The sequence below is a fragment of the Nonomuraea sp. N2-4H genome (genome assembly GCF_045291505.1).
Classification (GTDB): Bacteria; Actinomycetota; Actinomycetes; order Streptosporangiales; family Streptosporangiaceae; genus Nonomuraea; species Nonomuraea fastidiosa.
The window spans coordinates 2,601,793-2,626,292 of sequence record NZ_CP147987.1; the positions used below are offsets into that span (position 1 = coordinate 2,601,793).

At 72.2% G+C, this 24,500-nt stretch carries 4 protein-coding genes; 2 read left to right on the forward strand and 2 right to left on the reverse strand.

The features are described from left to right. Positions 1–19: 19 nt before the first annotated feature. Complete coding sequence (locus tag WBK31_RS11820) at positions 20–15,172, forward strand: SDR family NAD(P)-dependent oxidoreductase (RefSeq protein WP_406674799.1); 15,153 nt, start codon at positions 20–22, stop codon at positions 15,170–15,172. 4 nt (positions 15,173–15,176) lie between these two features. Continuing rightward, on the forward strand, positions 15,177–21,275 hold the full coding sequence (locus tag WBK31_RS11825) for an SDR family NAD(P)-dependent oxidoreductase (RefSeq protein WP_406674800.1): 6,099 nt from the start codon (positions 15,177–15,179) through the stop codon (positions 21,273–21,275). 9 nt (positions 21,276–21,284) lie between these two features. Here WBK31_RS11825 and WBK31_RS11830 read toward each other — a convergent pair whose 3' ends face one another. Both WBK31_RS11830 and WBK31_RS11835 read right to left on the reverse strand, forming a co-directional pair. Continuing rightward, entirely contained in the window at positions 21,285–22,010 is a 726-nt protein-coding gene (locus WBK31_RS11830) for an alpha/beta fold hydrolase (RefSeq protein ID WP_364070064.1), read from the reverse strand. An 85-nt stretch (positions 22,011–22,095) separates the two neighbouring features. Then, positions 22,096–24,414, reverse strand: a complete 2,319-nt coding sequence (locus WBK31_RS11835) for a penicillin acylase family protein (protein WP_406674801.1) — start codon at positions 24,412–24,414, stop codon at positions 22,096–22,098. Between the last annotated feature and the right edge of the window lie 86 nt (positions 24,415–24,500).

The window sequence follows — 24,500 nt, forward strand, 5'->3', positions numbered from 1 at the left end:
ACGACGGGGGAGATGACTGATGTCGGGCGATGACCGCCTGCGCGACTACCTGCGCAGGGCCACCGCGGATCTCCAGGAGACGCGCAGGCAACTGCGCGACGTGACGGAACGGGCCAGGGAGCCGATCGCGATCGTCGGCATGGCCTGCAGGTACCCGGGCGGCGTGAGCACGCCGGAGGAGCTGTGGAACCTGGTGGCCGACGGCCGGGAAGGGATCTCCGGCTTCCCCACCGACCGCGGCTGGGACGTGGACGCGCTCTACGACCCCGAGCTGACCCGGCCCGGCACCACGTACGTCGACCGTGGCGGGTTCCTGCACGGCTCCGGCGAGTTCGACGCCGACTTCTTCGGCATGAGCCCGCGCGAGGCCACCGCCACCGACCCGCAGCAGCGGCTCGTCCTGGAGACCTCGTGGGAGGCTCTGGAGCACGCCGGCATCGACCCGACGGGGCTGCGCCGCAGCCGCACCGGCGTCTATCTCGGCGTGATGGCCCCCGACTACGCCATCGGCTACGGCCGGGACGTGCCCGAGGCCGAGGGCCTGCTCAGCACCGGGTCGCACGGCAGCGTGGTGTCCGGGCGGGTGGCGTACACGCTCGGCCTGGAAGGGCCCGCGGTCTCGGTGGACACCGCCTGCTCGTCCTCGCTGGTGGCGCTGCACCTCGCGGCGCACGCGCTGCGCGTCGGCGAGTGCGATCTCGCGCTGGTCGGCGGCGTGACCGTGATGTCCACGCCCGAGACGTTCACCGAGTTCGCCCGGCAGCGGGGCCTTGCGCCCGACGGGCGGGTGAAGGCGTTCGCCGACGGGGCGGACGGCACCGCCTGGGGCGAGGGCGCCGGCATGCTGGTCGTCGAACGGCTCTCGGACGCCCGCCGTCGTGGCCACCGCGTGCTGGCCGTGATCCGCGGCAGCGCCGTCAACCAGGACGGCGCCTCCAACGGCCTGACCGCCCCCAACGGCCCCTCCCAGGAGCGGGTGATCCAGCAGGCGCTGGCCGCCGCCGGGCTGGTGGCGGCGGACGTGGACGCGGTCGAGGCCCACGGCACCGGCACCTCCCTGGGCGACCCGATCGAGGCGCAGGCGCTGCTCGCCACCTACGGGCGGGGGCGGCGCACGCCGCTGTGGCTGGGGTCGGTGAAGTCGAACCTGGGCCACACGCAGGCGGCGGCGGGCGTGGCCGGCGTGATCAAGATGGTCATGGCGCTGCGGCACGGCCTGCTGCCGAAGACCCTGCACGTGGACGCGCCGTCGTCGAAGGTGGACTGGTCTTCCGGTGCGGTGGAGCTGCTGACCGAGGCCAGGCCGTGGCCGCGGGCCGAGGGGCGGCTGCGCAGGGCGGGCGTGTCGTCGTTCGGGTTCAGCGGCACCAACGCGCACGTGATCCTCGAAGAGGCGTCCGCCGATGAGGAGGTGCCCGCTGAGACCGAACCGGGTGACGCCGCCGGGCTGGCGGTGCCAGTGGTCGTGTCGGCCAAGACCGAGGCCGCGCTGCGGGCGCAGGCCGAGCGGCTGGCCGGCTTCGTGGAGTCGCATACCGAGGCCGAGGTGCTGGAGGTGGCCGTCGGGCTGACCCGCAGGGCCGCTCTGGAGCATCGGGCCGTACTCCCGGTGTCGGATCGGGATGGGCTGCTGGCCGGGCTGCGTTCGCTGGCGGCCGGTGAGCCTTCGGGCGTCGTGGGCCGGGTGCGGCCTGGCCGTCTCGCCGTGGTGTTCTCCGGCCAGGGTGCGCAGCGTTCGGGGATGGGGCGAGAGCTTCATGCGGCGTTTCCCGTCTTCGCGCGGGCCTTCGATGAGGCTTGCGAGCTGTTGCAGGCCGAGCTCGCCGGTGCCGATGTCGTGGCCGGGCTTGCCGGTGGGCTGAGCGTGCGCGACATCATCCTCGGCGACTCGGCCCCTGACGGGGTGCTGGATCAGACGGTGTTCGCGCAGGCCGGGTTGTTCGCTTTCGAGACGGCGCTGTTCCGGCTGCTGGAGTCGTTGGGTGTGCGGCCGGACTTCGTGGCCGGGCACTCGCTGGGTGAGATCACCGCCGCATACGTCGCCGGGGTGCTGGATCTGGCGGATGCGTGCCGTCTGGTGGCCGCCCGTGGGCGGTTGATGCAGGCGTTGCCGTCCGGTGGTGCGATGGCCGCGATCGGCTGCGGCGAGGACGAGATCGCCTCCGTGCTGGCCCGATACGACCAGGTCGCGGTGGCCGCCGTGAACGCGCCGGGCGCGGTCGTGATCTCCGGTGCCGCCGCTCAGGTCACCGAGATCGTCGAATGGGCGCGCGAGCAGGGGCATCGGACCCGCCCGCTGCGGGTGTCGCATGCCTTCCACTCGCCGTTGATGGAGCCGATGCTGGGCGAGTTCGCCCAGGTGGCGGCGTCGCTCACGTTCAACTCGCCTTCTGTGGCGCTCGTATCGGGCGTGACCGGGCAACTCGCCGGTTCGCAGATCACCGAGCCCGGCTACTGGGTGGAGCACGTGCACCGGGCGGTGCGGTTCGCGGACGTCGTCACCACCCTGCGCGAGAACGGCGTCCGCTGCTTCCTGGAGATCGGCCCCGACGCCCAGCTCGCTCCCATGATCGAGCAGACCCTCGCATACCACGACGACCCCGACGTGTCCGGCGCGGATGCGGCTCACGCGCCTGCCTCGGTGGTCGCCCTGCTGCGGCGCGACCGGGAGGAGACCGCCCAGCTCGTCGCCGGGCTGGGCCGGGCCTGGACGTCCGGCGCCGGCGTGAAGTGGATGACCTGGCCTTCGCTGGCCGCCGCCCGGCCCGGCCATCTCGACCTGCCCACCTACGCCTTCCAGCGGAGGCACTACTGGCTGCTCCCGCCGGGCGGCTCGCAAGCGCGGGCGTCCGGTGTCACCAGCCGGCCTGCCACGTTCGAGGTCGCCTGGCGGCGGCTCGAACCGGCCCCGGCGGCCGCCACCGGTGGCGACCCCCTCGTCATCGACGTCACTGGTGCCGAGGAGGCCCACGTACCCGACCGGGTGCGGGGTGCGCTGCGTACGGCGCTCGCCGGCCTGCAGGGCTGGTCGGCCGAAGGGGGCTCGCGGCCGGTCGTGGTGGTGACCCGGGGCGCGGTGGCCGTCGCTGATGACGAGGTGCCGGACCCGGCGCAGGCCGCCGTCTGGGGTCTGGTACGTGCGGCGCAGGCTGAGGAGCCCGGACGTATCACGCTCGTCGATGTCGAGGCCACCGCCGATGGCGGTGCGGGCGGCCTTGCGGAGGGCGTGCGTGCGGCGCTGGCCTCCGGCGAGCCGGAGGTCGCGCTGCGGGGCGGTGGGTTGTGGGCACCCCGGTTGTCGCACGTCGAGTCCGTGAACCCTGGTGGCGAGGCCGGCCAGGGTGATGATGCCGATGTCTTGTGGCCCGTTGACGGGACGACTCTGATCACGGGCGGCACGGGTGGTCTGGGTGCCGTGGTGGCGCGGCATCTGGTGTCCGAGCACGGCGTACGGCATCTGCTGCTGGTTTCCCGTCGGGGGCCGGACGCGTCCGGCGCTGCCGAGCTGCGTGAGGAGCTGGCCGGGCTCGGCGCCGAGGTGACGATCGCGGCCTGTGACGTGGGCGATCGTGAGGCGCTCGCCGCTTTGCTGGCGGGGATTCCTGAGGATCGGCCGTTGTGTGCGGTGGTGCATGCGGCGGGTGTGGTCGATGACGGGGTGATCTCCTCGTTGTCGCCGGAGCGTGTGGATGCGGTACTGCGGCCCAAGGCCGATGCGCTGTGGCATCTGCACGAGCTGACGCAGGACCGTGCTCTGGAGCGGTTCGTGGTGTTCTCGTCGCTGGCCGGGGTGGTGGACGGTGCGGGTCAGGGCAACTACGCCGCCGCTAACGCGTTCGCAGACGCCGTGGCCGTGGCGCGGGCGGCGGCCGGGTTGCCGACCGTGTCGCTGGCCTGGGGGCCGTGGGCCGAAGAGCGAGGCATGGTCGGCCGCATCGGCACCAGGGACGAGGCGCGGATGCGCGCCGCCGGGCTGTTCGCACTGACCACCGAAGAAGGGGTCGCGCTGCTGGACGCCGGCGTGCGGTCGCGGCGGCCGTTCCTGGTCTCGGCTCGTTTCGACGCGGTGGCGCTGGGACGGCGCGGGCCCGAGCTGCCGCCCATGCTGCGTGAGCTGGCCGCCGACATCGGCAAGCCCGCCGCCGCGCCTTCCGCACCTGCGGAGAGCGGTACGGGTGGCTCGGCGCTCGTCGCGGAGCTGATGAGCTTGCCGGGGGCGCAGCGGCGGCGGCGTTTGCTGGAGGTGGTGTCCGCTCAGGCGGCGGCCACCCTGGGGCACGACAGTGCGCAGGCCATCGATGCGGATCGGCCGTTCCAGGACCTGGGCTTCGACTCGCTGACCGCCGTGGAGCTGCGTAACCGGCTGCATCAGGTGACCGGGCTGCGGCTGACGCCCACGCTGGTCTTCGACCACCCCACGCCTCGCGCCCTGGCGGCGCACCTGGACAGGACCTTGTCCGGTACGCGCCGCACGACCCCCACCGTCACCGTGAAGACGAGCGGGGATCGCGAGGATGATCTGATCGCGGTGGTCGGCATGGCCTGCCGCTTCCCCGGCCAGGTCACCAACCCCGAAGAGCTGTGGCGGCTCCTGATCGAGGACCGCGACGGCATCACCGGCTTCCCCACCGACCGGGGCTGGAACCTGGCATCGCTGTTCCACCCCGACCCCGACCACCCGGGCACGTCTTACGTCCGTACCGGCGGATTCCTGACCGGCGCCGCCGACTTCGACCCCGAGTTCTTCGCGCTCAGCCCGCGCGAAGCCGTGGCGATGGATCCCCAGCAGCGGCTCATCCTGGAGGCGTCCTGGGAGGCCCTGGAGCACGCCGGCATCAACCCGTCCCGGCTGCGCGGCACTCCCACAGGGGTGTTCACCGGGGTCATGGCCAACGACTACGGCTCGGGCGCGGTCGCCTCACCCGAGGCCGAGGGCCTAGTGGCCACCGGAACGCAGGGCAGCGTGGTGTCGGGGCGGGTGGCGTACGCACTGGGCCTGGAGGGACCTGCGGTGTCGGTGGACACCGCGTGCTCGTCGTCCCTGGTGGCTCTGCACCTGGCCGCGCAGGCGCTCCGCAACGGCGAGTGCGATCTCGCGCTGGCCGGTGGCGTGACGGTGATGGCCACGCCGGACGCGTTCGTAGAGTTCTCCCGGCAGCGCGGGTTGGCCGCCGACGGCCGGTGCAAGGCGTTCTCCGAGGCGGCCGATGGTGTCGGCTGGGGTGAGGGCGTCGGCGTGCTGGTCGTGGAACGGCTGTCGGATGCTCGCCGTCGCGGCCACCGGGTCCTGGCCGTGGTGCGGGGGAGCGCCGTCAACCAGGACGGCGCCTCGAACGGTCTGACCGCCCCCAACGGGCCCGCGCAGGAGCGGGTCATCGGTCAGGCGCTGGCGGCTGCCGGGCTTACCCCCGGTGAAGTGGACGCCGTCGAGGCGCATGGCACGGGGACGGCGCTGGGTGACCCGATCGAGGCGCAGGCGTTGCTGGCCACCTATGGCCAGGGTCGGCAGGAGCCGTTGTGGCTGGGGTCGGTGAAGTCGAACCTGGGTCACACCCAGGCGGCCGCCGGCGTGGCCGGGATCATCAAGATGATCCTCGCGATGCGGCACGAGCTGCTGCCCAGGACGCTGCACGTGGACGCGCCGTCGTCGAAGGTGGACTGGTCCGCCGGAGCGGTGGAGCTGCTCACCGAGCCGAAGCCCTGGCCCAAGCAGGCCGATCGGCCGCGCCGCGCGGGCGTGTCCTCCTTCGGCATCTCCGGTACGAACGCCCACATCATCCTGGAAGAGCCGCCCGCCGAAGAGGCATCGGTAGTCGGCGACGGTACGGAACCGCCGTCCACGGCGTGCAGTGAAGAGGAACGTCCGCTGGTCGCCTCCACCGATACGGAGGACACCGCCGTACTTCCTGTGGTGGTGTCGGCCAGGAGCGAGGCTGCGCTGCGGGCCCATGCCGACCGATTGGCGGTTTTCGTGGCCGAGCACGAGGAGGCGCAACCGCTGGAGGTGGCGGGTGGGCTGTCGCGCCGGGCTGCTTTGGAGCACCGGGCGGTGCTGCCGGTGTCGGATCGGGATGGTCTGCTGGCCGGGCTGCGCGCTTTGGCTGGCGGCGAGCTGGGGGCGTCCTCTGGAGTCCAGGGCCGAGTGCGATCCGGCCGTTTGGCTGTGGTGTTCTCGGGCCAGGGTGCTCAGCGGTCGGGGATGGGGCGGGAGCTGTATGCGGCGTTCCCGGTCTTCGCTCGCGCTTTCGACGAAGCCTGCGAGCTGCTGCAAGCCGAACTCGCCGGAGCGGATGTCGCAGCCGGGCTGGCCGGTGGGCTGAGCGTGCGCGACATCATCCTCGGCGACGCTGAGGTGCTGGACCAGACCGTCTTCGCCCAAGCCGGGTTGTTCGCCTTCGAGACCGCCTTGTTCCGGCTGCTGGAGTCGTTCGGTGTGCGGCCGGACTTCGTGGCTGGGCACTCGCTGGGTGAGATCACCGCCGCTCACGTCGCCGGGGTGCTGGATCTGGCGGATGCGTGCCGTCTGGTGGCCGCCCGTGGGCGGTTGATGCAGGCGCTGCCGGCCGGTGGTGCGATGGCCGCGATCGGCTGCGGCGAGGACCAGATCGCCTCCGTGCTGGCTCGTTACGATCAGGTGGCCATCGCCGCGGTGAACGCACCCGGCGCGGTCGTGATCTCCGGCGCCGCCGACCAGGTCAACCACATCGTCGAGTGGGCGCGTGAGCAGGGGCATCGGACCCGCCCGCTGCGGGTGTCGCATGCGTTCCACTCGCCGTTGATGGAGCCGATGCTGGCCGAGTTCGAACAGGTCGTCGCCGGGCTGACACTGCGACGCCCGGAGCTGGCGCTCATCTCCAATGTCTCCGGCAAGCCGGCAGGCGAAGAGATCACCGAGCCCGCGTACTGGGTGGAGCACGTACGCCGCCCGGTCCGCTTCGCCGACAGCGTCACCACCCTGCACGAGCAAGGCGTCACCTGCTTCATCGAAGCGGGCCCAGACGCCCAGCTCACCCCCATGGTCGAACAGACCCTCACCGACGCCGATCCCGCCGTCGTACCCCTCATCCGCCGAGACCGCGACGAGACCACTCACCTCATCACCGGCCTAGGCCAAGCCTGGGCGAGCGGCACCGACGTGGACTGGACCGTCTGGCCGACCAAGGCCGGGCCGCTGGGTGTCCGCATCGGCGACATCGACCTGCCCACGTACCCGTTCCAGCATCGCCGCTACTGGCTGGAGCCCGCCCCGGCCGGCGACCCGACGGCAGTCGGCCAGGCCGCATCCGACCATCCGATCCTGGGCGCGGTCGTGGAGCAGCCGGACGGCGGCGCGATCCTGACCGGCCGCCTGTCGGTGACCGCCCAGCCGTGGCTGGCCGATCACGCCATCAACGGCACCCCGATCCTGCCCGGCACCGGCTTCGTCGAGCTGGCCCTGCACGCCGGCGACCAGGTCGGCAGCCCGTTCCTTGACGAGCTGACCCTGCACACGCCCCTGCCCATCCCTGACAGCAGCGGCGACGTCGCCGTCCAGGTCACCGTGACCGCCCCCGACGAGGACGGCCGACGCGAGATCACCATCCACTCCAAGGACGACGCCGAGCAGTGGACCCGGCATGCCACCGGCGCCCTGACCGCCACCTCCACGGTGGCTCCGGCCGACCTGCGCCACGCCTGGCCGCCGCCCAACGCCGAGCCCGTCGACACCACCGGCCTCTATGAGCGCCTGATCGACCACGGTTACGGCTACGGCCCCGCCTTCCACGGCCTCACCCGGGCCTGGAGAGACGGCGACGACCTCTACGCCGACATAACACTCCCCGAAAAAGCCGGACAACCCTCCCGCTACGGCATACACCCCGCCATCTTCGACGCGGCCACGCATCTGGCGCTCCTGGCCGGCGACGAGACCGCAGGGGGTACGCCGCTGATCCCGTTCAACTGGAACGGCGTCACCCTGCACGCCACCGGTGCCACCTCCCTGCGCGTACGCCTGCACCCGGACCCGGATGGCGGCTTCCGCCTGGACCTGGCCGACCCCACCGGCCAGCCGGTGATCACCGTGGGGACCGTGGCGTCCCGGCCGGTGGCCGAGAGGGACAGCACGACGCCCGCCGCGGGGTCGGTGGCGCGCTGGCTCACCGAGGTGGCCTGGCGACCGCTGCCCGAATCCTCAGCAGAGCCGGCACTGCTCGACGGCACGGCCGTGATCGATGCCACCACCGGCGACGGCCCCGATGACCTGCCGACCCGTGTACGCCGACGCGTCGGCGCGGTACTGGCGGAGCTGCAGGCCCGGCTCGCTGAAGACGATCAGCGCCCCATCGTCGTGGCCACCCGCGGAGCGGTCGCCGTCGCGGACGGAGAGACCCCCGACCCGGCGGGAGCCGCGGTCTGGGGCCTGGTACGTGCGGCCCAGCAGGAACACCTCGGCCGCATCACGCTGCTCGACCTCGAGCCGACGGCGCGGACCGCGGACCTTGACCTGACGACTCTGCAGAACACGGCCCTACCCGGCGACGAACCCGAAGTCGCCATCCGCGGCGACCGGCCATGGGTGCCTCGCCTGGAGCGAGCCCGCCTAGGCGAGGAACCCACGTCGGCCTGGCCGCTGGACGGGACGACGCTGATCACCGGTGGCACGGGTGGTCTGGGCGCTGTGGTCGCCAGGCATCTGGTCTCCGAGCACGGCGTACGGCACCTGCTGCTGGCCTCCCGGAGAGGTCTGGAAGCGTCCGGCGCGGCCGACCTCCGCGAGGAGCTGGCCGGACTCGGCGCCGAGGTGACGATCGCCGCCTGCGACGTGGCCGACCGCGACGCCCTCGCCGCTCTCCTGCAGGACATCCCCGACGACCGGCCGTTGCGCGCGGTGGTGCATACGGCGGGTGTCGTGGACGACGGTGTGATGTCGTCGCTGTCGGCTGAGCGTGTGGAGCGGGTGCTGCGGCCGAAGGTGGATGCGTTGTGGCATCTGCATGAGTTGACGCGGGACGGTCAGGTGGCCCGGTTCGTGGTGTTCTCGTCGCTGGCGGGGACGTTGGGTGCGGCGGGTCAGGGTAATTACGCGGCTGCGAACGCGGCGGTGGATGCGCTGGTCGTCGATCGTGTGCGTGCTGGGTTGCCGGGTGTGTCGGTGGCGTGGGGTGTGTGGGACGCCGAGGAGGGCATGGCCGGTCGGCTGTCGGATCGGGATCGGGAGCGCATGTTGCGTGAGGGGCTGATCCCGGTTACGGCTGATGTGGGCTTGGCGGTGCTGGATCGGCTGGTGGGTGAGGGCCGTAGCGGGGTCGTGGTGGCGGCCGGCTGGTCGGTCAGTGCCTTGCGTGCCGGGGCGGACAGGTTGCCGGCTTTGCTGCGCGAGCTGGTTCCGGTACGCCGCAGGGCCACGGCGGAGGTCGCGGCCGGTGCGGGCTCGTTCGCCGATCGGCTGGCCGAGCTGTCGGAGACCGAACGCCGGACGGCGGTCACCGAACTCGTACGTACGCAGGCGGCCGCCGTGCTGGGCTATGGCGCGGCCGAAGCGGTCCCGGTGGACCGAGCCTTCCAAGAGCTGGGCGTCGACTCGCTGATGGCCGTCGAACTGCGCAACCGGCTCGGCCGCGCGGCCGGGCTCACCCTGCCGGCCACGCTCATCTTCGATCACCCGTCCGTGAACGCGATCACGGACTTCCTCCTAGGCCGCCTCCTGGGGCGGCAGGCCGACCAGAGAAAGGTCAGGCGCACGGCGGCGGTCACCGACGATCCCATCGCGATCGTGGGGATGGCGTGTCGTTATCCGGGTGGGGTTGATGGCCCGGAGGAGTTGTGGCGGTTGCTGGTGGGCGGTGTGGATGCCGTGGGTGGTTTCCCGGGCGATCGGGGTTGGGATGTCGCCGGTTTGTACGATCCTGAGCCGGGCAGGCCGGGGCGTACGTATGCGCGGGAGGGTGGGTTCCTGTATGGGGCGGCGGAGTTCGATCCGGCGTTCTTCGGGATCAGTCCGCGTGAGGCTGCGGAGATGGACCCGCAGGAGCGGCAGTTTCTCGAGGTGTGCTGGGCCGGGCTGGAAGGTGCTGGGATCGATCCGACCTCGCTGAAAGGCAGCAGTGCCGGTGTTTTCGCGGGTGTGATGTACCACGATTACGCGCCTTCGGGGACCGGTGGTGCCACGATTTCGGGCCGGGTGGCTTACACGTTCGGTCTGGAGGGGCCTGCGGTGTCGGTGGACACCGCGTGCTCGTCCTCGCTGGTGGCCTTGCACCTGGCCGCGCAGGCGCTGCGTAATGGTGAGTGCGATCTGGCGCTGGCGGGTGGGGTGACGGTGATGGCCACGCCGGACGCGTTCGTGGAGTTCTCCCGGCAACGCGGCCTGGCGGCTGATGGGCGGTGCAAGTCTTTCGCTGAGGCGGCCGATGGTGTCGGCTGGGGCGAGGGTGTGGGCGTCCTGGTGGTCGAACGGCTGTCGGACGCTCGCCGTCGCGGGCATCGCGTGCTGGCCGTCGTGCGGGGGAGTGCCGTCAACCAGGATGGCGCCTCCAACGGCATGACCGCCCCTAACGGGCCCTCCCAGGAGCGGGTCATCGCTCAGGCGCTGGCGTCGGCCGGGATCAAGCCGGATCAGGTGGACGTGGTCGAAGGCCATGGCACCGGTACCGCGCTGGGCGACCCGATCGAGGCCCAGGCGTTGCTGGCCACCTACGGTCAGGGTCGGCAGGAGCCGTTGTGGCTGGGGTCGGTGAAGTCGAACCTGGGTCACACCCAGGCGGCCGCCGGCGTGGCCGGGATCATCAAGATGATCCTCGCGATGCGGCACGAGCTGCTGCCCAAGACCCTGCACGTGGACGCGCCGTCGTCGAAGGTGGACTGGTCCGCCGGAGCGGTGGAGCTGCTCACCGAGCCGAAGCCCTGGCCCAAGCAGGCCGATCGGCCGCGCCGCGCGGGCGTGTCCTCCTTCGGCATCTCCGGCACGAACGCCCACGTCATCATCGAGGAACCACCCGCCGAGGAAAGCCCGAAGCCGGTTGACGCGGGCGGCACCGTGCTGCCGGTGCTGGTCTCGGCCAAGACTGAGGCTGCGCTGCGGGCCCATGCCGACCGATTGGCGGTTTTCGTGGCCGAGCATCAGGAGGCGCAACCGCTGGAGGTGGCGGGTGGGCTGTCGCGCCGGGCTGCTTTGGAGCACCGGGCGGTGCTGCCGGTGTCGGATCGGGATGGTCTGCTGGCCGGGCTGCGCGCTTTGGCTGGCGGCGAGCTGGGGGCGTCCTCTGGGGTTCAGGGTCGGGCGCGGGCGGGCCGTTTGGCCGTGGTGTTCTCGGGCCAGGGTGCTCAGCGTTCGGGGATGGGGCGGGAGCTGTATGCGGCGTTCCCGGTCTTCGCCCGAGCCTTCGACGAAGCCTGCGAGCTGCTGCAAGCAGAACTCGCCGCAGCGGATGTCGCAGCCGGGCTGGCCGGTGGGCTGAGCGTGCGCGACATCATCCTCGGCGACGCTGAGGTGCTGGATCAAACCGTCTTCGCCCAGGCCGGGTTGTTCGCCTTCGAGACCGCCTTGTTCCGGCTGCTGGAGTCCTTCGGCATCCGGCCGGACTTCGTGGCCGGGCACTCGCTGGGTGAGATCACCGCCGCTCACGTCGCCGGGGTGCTGGATCTGGCGGATGCGTGCCGTCTGGTGGCCGCCCGTGGGCGGTTGATGCAGGCGTTGCCGTCCGGTGGTGCGATGGCCGCGATCGGCTGCGGCGAGGACGAGATCGCCTCCGTGCTGGCTCGTTACGATCAGGTGGCCATCGCCGCGGTGAACGCGCCGGGCGCGGTCGTGATCTCCGGTGCCGCCGCTCAGGTCACCGAGATCGTCGAGTGGGCGCGTGAGCAGGGGCATCGGACCCGCCCGCTGCGGGTGTCGCATGCGTTCCACTCGCCGTTGATGGAGCCGATGCTGGCCGAGTTCGAACAGGTCGTCGCCGGGCTGACACTGCGACGCCCGGAGCTGGCGCTCATCTCCAATGTCTCCGGCAAGCCGGCAGGCGAAGAGATCACCGAGCCCGCGTACTGGGTGGAGCACGTACGCCGCCCGGTCCGCTTCGCCGACAGCGTCACCACCCTGCACGAGCAAGGCGTCACCTGCTTCATCGAGGCGGGCCCCGACGCCCAGCTCACCCCCATGGTCGAGCAGACCTTGGCGTCGCATGAAAGCTCGGCTCCCGACCAAGCCGACGACAGCCGTGCCGAGCCCGCCTCGGTGATCGCGCTGCTGCGGCGCGACCGGGACGAGACCGCTCAGCTGGTCGCCGGACTGAGCCGAGCCTGGACGTCAGGCGTCAACCTCAACTGGACCGCTTGGCCCGCCTGGAACACCCCAGGAGGCGCTGGCTTCGGCCACCCGGACCTGCCCACCTACCCCTTCGAGCACCGGCGTTACTGGCTGCACTCGACCCCGACGGGCGACCCGGCCGCGCTGGGCCTGGGGGTGGCCGACCATCCGATCCTGGGTGCGGTGGTGGAGCAGCCCGACGGCGGGGCCATCCTGACCGGACGTCTGTCAGCGACGGCCCAGCCGTGGCTGGCCGATCACGCCATCAACGGCACCCCGATCCTGCCCGGCACCGCGTTCGTCGAGCTGGCGCTGCGGGCCGGTGAGCTGATCGGCTGCACGGTCATCGACGAGCTCACCCTGCACGCACCCCTGCCCGTCCCCGACACCGCCAACGGCATCACCCTCCAGGTCATCGTGAGCCCGCCCGACGAGGACGGACGTCACCAGATCGGCATCCACTCCCGGGACGACGGCGGAAGCTGGACCGAGCACGCCAGTGGCACGCTCAGCGCCACCCCGGCCGCCGTGCCGCCCGACGTGTCGGAGGAGCTGCGGCAGGTCTGGCCACCTGCGGGCGCCGAGCGGCTGGACACCACCGGCCTGTACGACCGCCTCATCGACCACGGCTACGGCTACGGCCCATCCTTCCAAGCGCTGACCCGCGCCTGGAAACACGGTGACGACCTGTACGCGGAGGTGTCGCTGCCAGAGGACGAAGCCGGCCCGGCCGGGTACGGCGTGCACCCCGCGCTGCTCGACGCGGCCATGCACGTGGGCATGCTCGCAGGACTGGAAGCCGAGGCGGACGGCGGGGCGGGGGACGACAACGACGGCCCGCTGATCCCGTTCAACTGGCGCGGCGTGGCCCTGCACGCATCGGGCGCGTCGTCGCTGCGCGTCAGACTCCGCCGGTTGGACGGCGAGGCGGTCACCCGCCTGGACATCGCGGACCCGGCAGGCGGCCCGGTGGTGTCGGTCGAGGCGCTGACGTCCCGCCCGCTGGCACAAACCCAGCTGACCAGCGCGACCGGAACGCGCTGGCTGTATGAGCTGGCCTGGCGGCCCCTCGCCACAGGCAACGACAAAGCGCCCGCGAACGGAATCCGAGTGCTGGACGCTTCAGCGGCGACACCGAACGGCGATCTGCCGACCCGGGTGCGACAGACCGTCGGAAAGGTGCTGGCCGAGCTGCAGAGCTGGTCGTCGGAGGGCGACACCCGCCCGGTGGCGGTCATCACGCGCGGCGCGGTCGCCGTAACGGACGACGAAACGCCGGACCCGGCACAGGCGGCGGTCTGGGGCCTGGTACGCGCCGCCCAAGCCGAAGACCCCGGCCGCATCACCCTCATCGACCTCGCTCCGAACGCTCTCAGCATGAACGGAGCATCGGCCGGCGACGACAACCTCCTCACGGCCGACGTGCGCGCCGCACTGGCGTCCGGCGAGCCGGAGGTCGCGCTGCGCCACGGCCGACTGTGGGTGTCCCGCATGACGCACGCCACATCCACCGAAGCATCCATCGATACGACCGACGCCGTGTGGCCGGTCGATGGGACGACGCTGATCACCGGCGGCACAGGTGGTCTGGGCGCCGTGGTGGCCAGACACCTGGTCTCCGAGCATGGCGTACGCAATCTGCTGCTGGTCTCACGCCGGGGCCTGGACGCCCCAGGAGCCGCCGACCTCCGCGACGAGCTGGTCGGCAAGGGCGCCGACGTCACGATCGCCGCCTGCGACGTCGCGGACCGGGACGCCCTGGCCGGTGCGCTCAAGCAGATCCCCGACGACCGGCCGCTGTGCGCGGTGGTGCATACGGCGGGTGTCGTGGACGACGGTGTGATGTCGTCGCTGTCGGCTGAGCGTGTGGAGCGGGTGCTGCGGCCGAAGGTGGATGCGTTGTGGCATCTGCATGAGTTGACGCGCGACGGTCAGGTGGCCCGGTTCGTGGTGTTCTCGTCGCTGGCGGGGACGTTGGGTGCGGCGGGTCAGGGTAATTACGCGGCTGCGAACGCGGCGGTGGATGCGCTGGTCGTCGATCGTGTGCGTGCTGGGTTGCCGGGTGTGTCGGTGGCGTGGGGTGTGTGGGACGCCGAGGAGGGCATGGCCGGTCGGCTGTCGGATCGGGATCGGGAGCGCATGTTGCGTGAGGGGCTGATCCCGGTTACGGCTGATGTGGGCTTGGCGGTGCTGGATCGGCTGGTGGGTGAGGGCCGCAGCGGGGTCGTGGTGGCGGCCGGCTGGTCGGTCAGTGCCTTGCGTGCCGGGGCGGACCGGTTGCCGGCTTTGCTGCGCGAGCTGGTCCCGGTACGCCGCAGGGCCACGGCGGAGGTCGCGGCCGGTGCGGGCTCGTTCGCCGATCGGCTGGCCGAGCTGTCGGAGACCGAACGCCGGACGGCGGTCATCGAACTCGTACGCGCCCGAGCAGCCGCAGTACTCGGCCACGACTCACCCGCGTCCGTACCCGTGGACCAGGCGTTCCAAGAGCTGGGGGTCGACTCGCTCGCCGCGGTCGAGCTGCGGAACGGGCTCGGCGCGGCGCTGGGGCTCCGGCTGCCGACCACGCTGGTGTTCGATCACCCGTCGGTCCGAGCCGTCGCCGACTACGTGCTCAAGCAGATCGCGCCGATGCCTGACCCCGAGAGCAACGGCCACGACGAGGCGGCGATCCGCAGGGCGCTGCAGACCGTGCCGCTGGCGAAGCTGCGCGCCGCCGGACTGCTGGACAGCCTGCTGGAACTCGCCGGAGTGACCCCGGCAGGTACGAACGGAACCGCACCTCCCGACGAGATGGAGGACCTCGACGCCATCGACGAGCTGGACGCGGAAAGCCTGATCAGGATGGCGCTGCACGACGGGCAGCCGGATGACGAGACCGAGGAGGGCTGAAGAGATGGCGGAGAACGAGGGCAAGCTCGTCGAGGCACTGCGCGCTTCTCTCCGTGAGACGGCCAAGCTGCGCCAGCAGAACCGCGCGCTCACGGCCCGCGCTCGGGAGCCGATCGCGATCGTGGGGATGGCGTGTCGTTATCCGGGTGGGGTTGATGGCCCGGAGGAGTTGTGGCGGTTGCTGGTGGGCGGTGTGGATGCCGTGGGTGGTTTCCCGGGCGATCGGGGTTGGGATGTCGCCGGTTTGTACGATCCTGAGCCGGGCAGGCCGGGGCGTACGTATGCGCGGGAGGGTGGGTTCCTGTATGGGGCGGCGGAGTTCGATCCGGCGTTCTTCGGGATCAGTCCGCGTGAGGCTGCGGAGATGGACCCGCAGGAGCGGCAGTTTCTCGAGGTGTGCTGGGCCGGGCTGGAAGGTGCTGGGATCGATCCGACCTCGCTGAAAGGCAGCAGTGCCGGTGTTTTCGCGGGTGTGATGTACCACGATTACGCGCCTTCGGGGACCGGTGGTGCCACGATTTCGGGCCGGGTGGCTTACACGTTCGGTCTGGAGGGGCCTGCGGTGTCGGTGGACACCGCGTGCTCGTCCTCGCTGGTGGCCTTGCACCTGGCCGCGCAGGCGCTGCGTAATGGTGAGTGCGATCTGGCGCTGGCGGGTGGGGTGACGGTGATGGCCACGCCGGACGCGTTCGTGGAGTTCTCCCGGCAGCGCGGCCTGGCGGCTGATGGGCGGTGCAAGTCTTTCGCTGAGGCGGCCGATGGTGTCGGCTGGGGCGAGGGTGTGGGCGTCCTGGTCGTGGAACGGCTGTCGGATGCGCGCCGTCGCGGGCATCGCGTGCTGGCCGTGGTGCGGGGGAGTGCGGTCAACCAGGATGGCGCCTCCAACGGCATGACCGCCCCTAACGGGCCCTCCCAGGAACGAGTCATCGCTCAGGCGCTGGCGGCGGCCGGTCTTGCACCAAGTGATGTCGATGTGGTTGAAGCGCACGGCACCGGCACTTCGCTGGGCGACCCGATCGAGGCGCAGGCGTTGCTGGCCACCTACGGTCAGGGTCGGCAGGAGCCGTTGTGGCTGGGGTCGGTGAAGTCGAACCTGGGCCACACCCAGGCGGCCGCCGGCGTGGCCGGGATCATCAAGATGATCCTCGCGATGCGGCACGAGCTGCTGCCCAAGACCCTGCACGTGGACGCCCCGTCGTCGAAGGTGGACTGGTCCGCCGGGGCGGTCGAGTTGCTGACCGAACCTCGCCCCTGGCCGAAGAACCCGGATCGGCCGCGCCGGGCAGGCGTGTCGTCGTTCGGCATCTCCGGCACGAACGCCCACGTCATCATCGAGGAACCACCCGCAGAGGAAGCACCGGCCGGTGTAGGCGAACCGGCTGCAACGAACGGCACCACCGGCTCCGTTGTGCCGGTCATGGTGTCGGCCAAGACCGAGGCTGCTCTGCGGGCTCAGGCCGACCGGCTGGCCGCCTTCGTGGCTGAGCACGAGAAGGCGCAACCGGTAGAGGTCGCTGCTGGGCTGGCTCGCAGGGCCGCGCTGGAGTATCGGGCGGTGCTGCCGTCAACGAGCCGGGACGACCTGCTGGCCGGGCTGCGAGCCTTGGCCGCTGGCGAGCTGGAGGCGTCCTCTGGAGTTCAGGGTCGGGCGCGGGCGGGGCGTTTGGCTGTGGTGTTCTCGGGCCAGGGTGCTCAGCGGTCGGGGATGGGGCGGGAGCTGTATGCGGCGTTGCCGGTCTTCGCTCGCGCTTTCGACGAAGCCTGCGAGCTGCTGCAAGCCGAACTCGCCGGAGCGGATGTCGTAGCCGGGCTGGCCGGTGGGCTGAGCGTGCGCGACATCATCCTCGGCGATTCGGCCCCTGACGGGGTGCTGGATCAGACGGTGTTCGCGCAGGCCGGGTTGTTCGCTTTCGAGACTGCCTTGTTCCGGCTGCTGGAGTCGTTCGGTGTGCGGCCGGACTTCGTGGCTGGGCACTCGCTGGGTGAGATCACCGCCGCGCACGTCGCCGGGGTGCTGGATCTGGCGGATGCGTGCCGTCTGGTGGCCGCTCGCGGCAGGCTCATGCAGGCGTTGCCGGCCGGTGGTGCGATGGCCGCGATCGGCTGCGGTGAGGACGAGATCGCCTCCGTGCTGGCTCGTTACGATCAGGTGGCCATCGCCGCGGTGAACGCGCCGGGCGCGGTCGTGGTCTCCGGTGCCGCCGCTCAGGTCGATGAGGTGGTCGCGTGGGCGCGTGAGCAGGGGCATCGGACCCGCCCGCTGCGGGTGTCGCATGCCTTCCACTCGCCGTTGATGGAGCCCATGCTGGCCGAGTTCGAACAGGTCGTGACAAAGCTGACCTTGCGCCGCCCGGAGCTCGCTGTGGTCTCGAACGTCTCCGGCGACCTGGCAGGCGAAGAGATCACCGAACCTTCCTACTGGGTGGAGCACGTACGCCGCCCGGTCCGCTTCGCCGACAGCGTCACCACCCTGCACGAGCAAGGCGTCACCTGCTTCATCGAAGCGGGCCCCGACGCCCAGCTCACCCCCATGATCGAACAGACCCTCACCCAGCACGAGGAGCCGGCCTCGCAGGTGGTGGCGCTGCTGCGGCGCGACCGCGATGAGAGCGCTCACCTCATCACCGGCCTCGGCCAGGCCTGGACCAGCGGCACCGACCTGGACTGGACGGCCTGGCCCGCCTGGAACACCCCAGGAGGCGCCCGCCTCGGCCACCCGGACCTGCCCACCTACCCCTTCGAGCACCGCCGCTACTGGCTGCAGCTCGATTCGGCAGGCGACCCGGCCGCGCTCGGCCAGACAGCCGTCGATCACCCGATCCTGGGCGCGGTGGTGGAGCAGCCCGACGGCGGCGCGATCCTGACCGGCCGCCTGTCGGCGACGGCCCAGCCATGGCTGACGGACCACGTGATCAACGGCACCCCGATCCTGCCCGGCACCGCGTTCGTCGAGCTGGCGCTGCGCGCCGGGGAACTGCTCGGCTGCCCGCTCATCGACGAGCTCACCCTGCACGCACCCCTGTCCATCCCCGACACGGCCACAGGCCAGGACGACACCACCGGCGGCGCCATCCTCCGCATCACGGTGACCGCCCCCGACGAGGACGGCCGGCACCACATCGCCATCCACTCCAAGCCGGAAGACGACGGCGAGTGGACGCAGCACGCCACCGGCGCCCTTACCTCCGCAGCCGCGACGTCCGGCGTGCCGGGTGAGCTGCGGCAGGCATGGCCGCCGGCAGGCGCCCAGCCGCTCGACGCCACCGGCCTCTACGACCGCCTCATCGACCACGGCTACGGCTACGGCCCATCCTTCCAAGCGCTGACCCGCGCCTGGAAACACGGTGACGACCTGTACGCGGAGGTGTCGCTGCCAGAGGACGAAGCCGGCCCGGCCGGGTACGGCGTGCACCCCGCGCTGCTCGACGCGGCCATGCACGTGGGCATGCTCGCAGGACTGGAAGCCGAGGCGGACGGCGGGGCGGGGGACGACAACGACGGCCCGCTGATCCCGTTCAACTGGCGCGGCGTGGCCCTGCACGCATCGGGCGCGTCGTCGCTGCGCGTCAGACTCCGCCGGTTGGACGGCGAGGCGGTCACCCGCCTGGACATCGCGGACCCGGCAGGCGGCCTGGTGGTGTCGGTCGAGGCGCTGACGGCCCGCCCGCTGGCACAAACCCAGCTGACCAGCGCGACCGGAACGCGCTGGCTGTATGAGCTGGCCTGGCGGCCCCTCGCCACAGGCAACGACAAAGCGCCCGCGAACGGAATCCGAGTGCTGGACGCTTCAGCGGCGACACCGAACAGCGATCTGCCGACCCGGGTGCGACAGACCGTCGGAAAGGTGCTGGCCGAGCTGCAGAGCTGGTCGTCGGAGGGCGACACGCGCCCGGTGGCGGTCATCACGCGCGGCGCGGTCGCCGTAACGGACGATGAGACGCCCGACCCGGCACAGGCGGCGGTCTGGGGCCTGGTACGCGCCGCCCAGGCGGAGGACCCCGGCCGCATCACCCTCATCGACCTGGCCCCTGCCCAAGACCTCGACACCGCCGCACAGGCCGCCCTGCTCAAGACCGGGGAGCCCCAGATCGCACTCCGTGAGAACCAGGCATGGGCCCCGAGACTCGACCGCGCCCGCCTCACCGAGGATCCCGCCCCCGCCTGGCCGGTGGACGGAACCACTCTGATCACGGGCGGCACCGGCGGCCTGGGCGCCCTGATGGCCAGGCATCTGGTCACCCAGCACGGCGTACGCCATCTGCTCCTGGTCTCCCGCCGCGGCCAGGACGCCCCAGGAGCCACCGACCTCCGTGACGAGCTGGCCGGGCTGGGCGCCGAGGTGACGATCGCCGCCTGCGACGTGGCCGACCGCGACGCCCTCGCCGCCCTGCTGGAGCAGATCCCCGACGCCCACCCCCTGCGCGCCGTCGTCCACACGGCGGGCGTCAGCGCCAACGCCGTCATCGAAGACCTCACCCCCGACCTGCTCGACCGGGTTGCGGCCCCCAAAGCGGACGCCGCCTGGCATCTGCACGAGCTCACCCAGAAGCACGACCTGGCCGAGTTCGTGCTGTTCTCCTCCTCGGCGTCGCTGGTGGACAGCCCAGGCCAGGGCAACTACGCGGCCGCCAACGCCTTACTCAACGCGCTCGCCGAACACCGCCGGGCCGCCGGACTGCCGGCGCGCACGCTGGCCTGGGGCCTGTGGGGCGGCGACGCGGGCATGCAGACCGAGCTGCGCGAGGACGACCTGGCCCGCATCCGCCGCTGGGGCATGCTGCCGCTGCCGGTGGACGCGGCGCTGGCGCTGTTCGACGCGGCCCGCCGGTCGGACACCGCCGTGCTGGCGCCGATCAGGCTCGATCCGGCCGCCCTGCGCGCCCGTACGGACGGCGTGCCGTCTCTGCTCCAGGAGCTGGCACCAGCCGTGCGGCGCGCGGCGGCGGCCCGGGAGAACGAGCGCGAGCCGCTGGCCGCGCTCAGCCCGGAGGAACGGCGCGAGCGGCTGATCGACCTGGTACGCAGGCGCGCCGCCCAGGTGCTCGGCCACGCCGACCCGGCGCCCGTCGAGCCGGACGCGGACCTGGTCGGGCTGGGCCTGGACTCCCTGGCCGCCATGGAACTGCGCAACGTGCTCGCCTCCGACACCGGCGTCCGGCTGCCCGCCACCGCCGCGTTCGACTACCCGTCGGTCAGCGCCCTGGCCGGTCTGCTGGCCGAGGAGATCGCCCCCGCACCGGCCACGGACGACCCGGTGACGCAGGACGTGCCGAGCGCGGCGGAGACGCTGAGCGGCCTGTTCCGCGAGGCGGCCGCCGCCGGGAAGATCGAGCAGGGCATGGCGCTGCTGCACGCGGCCGCCGCCGTCCGCCCCCGCTACGACGTGGCCGACGCCCCGGCCCGCACCCCGGTGGTGCTGGCCACGGGAGCGCGCCGCCCGCGGCTGTTCTGCCTGAACTCGCCGATGGCCTTCGGCGGGCCGCACCAGTTCGGGCCGCTGGCCGCCGAGTTCCGCGACGTGCGCGACCTCGCCGTGCTGCCGATCCCCGGCTTCGTCCGCGAGGAGAGCCTGCCGGCCTCGCTGGACGCCCTCGTGCACGGCCTGGCCCAGGCGGTCACGGCGGACGGGGAGCCGTACGCGCTGGTCGGCTATTCCGCCGGCGGGGTGTTCGCGCACGCGCTCGCCGCCGCGATGACGGAGGCCGGGCAGGGGCCGTCCGCGGTGATCCTGCTCGACACGCACGTCCCCCAGCCGGGGGAGAGCCCCGCCGTCTGGTCGTCGATCGTGGGCGGCCTGCTCGACAGGGAGGCGGTGTTCGGGCCGTTCACCGCCGCCCGGCTGTCCGCGATGGGCTGGTACGCGGCCCTGCTCGCGCAGTGGCGGCCCGCCGAGCTCGCCGCGCCGACCCTGTACGTGCGCGCCGTCCAAGACGTGGCGACGTCCCAGGGCACGGGGGCGGCGGCCGGCGCGGGCTGGCATCCCGTCATCACGCCGGGTACGGCGGTGCGCGATGTCACCGCCGACCACTTCAGCATGCTGGAGTCCGAGGCCCGGCAGACCGCCGCCGCGATCGAGGACTGGCTATCGGAGACGTGCGGGTGACACGCGGGCTCACGTGGCCAGCGCGACGAGCGCGTCAGAGACCTCGTTCACCTGATCCTCCAGGTAGAAGTGCCCACCGGGAAAGACCCGCAGATCGAACGGACCGGTCGTGTTCCGCTCCCAGGCCCGCGCCTCATCCACCGTGGTCTTCGGATCGTCGTCCCCCACGAACACCACAAGCGGACAGGAAACGGCGGCACCCTCCGCACACTCGTACGTCTCCACCGCCTGATAGTCGGCCCGCAACGCCGGCAGCACCATCTCGAACAGCTCGGGATCCTGCAGGAACACCGGGTCGGTGCCGTTGAGCCTGCGCAGCTCCTCCGCCACCCCGGCCGCGTCCCGCCGATGCACCCATTCGTCCCGGTAGGTGGACGGGGCACGCCGGCCCGAGGCGATCAGCGCGTGGGGTGCCGCGCCGCGCCGTTCCAGCAGCAGCGCCAGCTCGAACGCGACCAGCGCGCCCATGCTGTGCCCGAACACCAGCGTGGGCCGCTCATCCGGGGGCAGCGCGCCGGCGATGCCGGCGGCCAGCAGGCGCACGTCCGTCAGCGGCGGCTCGTGCCGGCGTTCCTGACGGCCCGGGTACTGCACGGTGAGGGCGTCGAGCGCCGGGTGCAGCGCGGCCGACAGCTTGAAGTAGCCGCTCGCCGCGCCTCCGGCGTGCGGCAGCACAATGACCCGCGCCGGAGCCTCGGGCGCGGGGTGGAAATGCTTGATCCAACGCTCGTCCATGTCGTTCCTTCCGCGGTGATCCGTTCACCGCTCGGCACGCAGCCCTCCGGAGCCGTCTCCGGAGGGCTGCCGTGCGGGGCGGCGATCACCCGCGGCCGGACGCCGCGGGCACCAGGGTGATGACGCTTTCCGTGTTCTTCGCGACCGCCGACCGGCTGTACAGCAGCGGCACCTGAGTGCCGGAGCCCCAGGCGGCGGCGAGGTCGTCGTAGTGCGGGCTCTCCGGGTCGCCGGACTGGCCGGGCGCGCTGACGAACGTCGAGTTGTCCCAGGCTCCGACGTCCAGCACCATCCGGTACGCCGCGCCGGACGTGGACTGGTAGGTCCCGGGCGTGTAGGTCGAGGCGTCCACCGTGGTCGGCGAGCCGCCACGGGAGATCGGGCCCACGTGCGCACCCAGCGGGTGGGGGAACAGCACATGGTGCAGGTCGCCCCAGCGCCAGGCGGCCGGGTCCGCGCCGAGCCTGCCGCGCACCTCGGCGTACGCGGTGCTCAGCGTCCGCTGCACCAGCCGGTCGCGCGCCGCGGCGCCGCCGGGGCCGAACCAGCGCTCCGGCCGCTCCAGCGCGTCGATGATCTGGCGGACGTCGGCGCGCGGCACCCTGACGGCCACCGCCGGATCCACGAACGCGGCGAGGAACGCCGGGCCGAGATGCCCCGACAGCCACGGCTCGTACAGCGCCGCGCCGGGGGAGCCGGTGTCCGCCGTGCCGTCGTAGCCGCGCAGCAGCTCCAGCGCGGCCGCCGTGTCGGGGTCGTCACCTGCGGGGATGTCGCGCAGGATCGCGACGATGCGCCTGGCGTACTCGTCGGCGTGGTCGCGCTGGAGCCGCGCCATGGCGGACGTGGTGTGCTCGGTCGAGCCGGACAGCACGTCCACGATGCGTTCCTTGCGGACCGCCGGCTCCCACTCGTAGCCGACGCGCAGCGGATGACCCGGCGGCATGCTGAACTCGTTCGCCGAGGCCACGATGCCGCTCTTCGGGTTGCTGACCCTGGGCAGCTCGGAGCCGTCGTGGAAGCCGTCCCACTCGTAGCGGCCGTCGCCGGGCACCGGCAGCAGCCCGTCGTGCCGCGTCCGCCTGGGCACCAGCGCGCCGGGCACCCAGCCGATGGCGCCCGAGGTGTCGGCGTAGATGAGGTTCTCCGGCGGCGCGCCCCAGCGCCGCACCTTGGCGGCGAACTCCGGCCAGCTCCGCGCCGTCATGGCGTCCAGACCGGCGAGATACGGCGCCGTCCCCGGCTCCGACCACGCCGTACGCAGGCCGAACGCCAGGCCCCGCGCGGCGTCCACCTTGAGCACCGGGCCGTGCCGGGAGAAGGTCAGCTCCACCTGGCGCGGCTGCGAGCCGGCCACCGGAACCTCCTCACGCACCGTCGTGAACCGCACCCACCGGCCCTTATAGCGGTAGCGGCCGGGGTCGTCCGGGTGCAGCCGGTACACCTGGATGTCCTCCTGGTCGGCGGCGAACACGGTGAGCGCGAACGCGGCGCGGCCGTTGTGCCCCATCGACACGCCGGGCAGCGCGGGCTCGCCCGCGCCGATCACGTCCAGGCCGGGAGCGGACAGGTGGGCGACGTAGCGCAGCGCCGGGGCGGTGAAGGACCGGTGCGGGTCGCCGGCCAGGATCGGCCTGCCGGTCGCGGTGCGCGACGGCGCGAGCGCCCACGCGTTCGACCCCTCCGTCGAAGGCAGCGGCGCCTGCCGCAACGTGACGCCGTCGAAGGTGACCGGCGTGATGCCCAGCAGATACGTGTCGAGCACGTCCAGCGGCACGTCGCACGGGTCGAGCCCGTCCGGCACCTGCGGCTCGTGCGCCGGCTCCAGCCGCACCAGAGCCCGCGCGGCGCTCTGCCCGCCCTTGCACATCGCGGCCGCGCGCAGCATCTCCGGGTACGCGTTGAGCGCCAGCCCGTGGCTGCGGATCCGCGCCACGTCCTCGGGCCGCCACCGCTCAGGACGGTGGCCGAGCCGGCGGAACTCCGGCGGCAGCGCATCCGGATGCGCGTTCACCCAGTCCACGTACGCGTTGATGCCGTTGACGAACGCGGTCACCGCGCGCTGCGTGCCCGCCCCGTAGGCGGCCCACTCCTTCTTCATGTCACCGCGGTACAGCAGGAGCCGCGCGGCCCGGTCCTTCTCCACGTACGCGGGTCCGAAGGCGGCCGACAGCAGGCCGAGCCCGCGCCGCCGCCACAGGTCGAGCTGGAACAGCCGGTCCCGCGCGGCGTTGAAGCCCTGCGCCAGGAACACGTCGTCGGTGTTGCGCGCGTACAGGTGCGGCACGCCCCAGCGATCGGTCACCAGCCGCACCGGCTCGCGCAGCCCCGGCACCTGCAGCGTGCGCGCGTCGCCCGCCCCCTGCTCCGCCCGGACCGGAACGGCCGGTGTGAGTGCCAGCACCGCTGCCGCTAACACGGCGACGGCACGGCGTAAAGCGTTATTCCGCACCGCCGGGCTCCTTTCCCATGTGCTCATCACGAAATTCT

Excerpts from the sequence above, each read along its gene's own strand:
- WBK31_RS11825 (WP_406674800.1), top strand. The coding sequence starts at position 15,177 with ATGGCGGAGAACGAGGGCAAGCTCGTCGAGGCACTGCGCGCTTCTCTC.
- WBK31_RS11820 (WP_406674799.1), top strand. The coding sequence starts at position 20 with ATGTCGGGCGATGACCGCCTGCGCGACTACCTGCGCAGGGCCACCGCG.
- WBK31_RS11830 (WP_364070064.1), bottom strand. The coding sequence starts at position 22,010 with ATGGACGAGCGTTGGATCAAGCATTTCCACCCCGCGCCCGAGGCTCCG.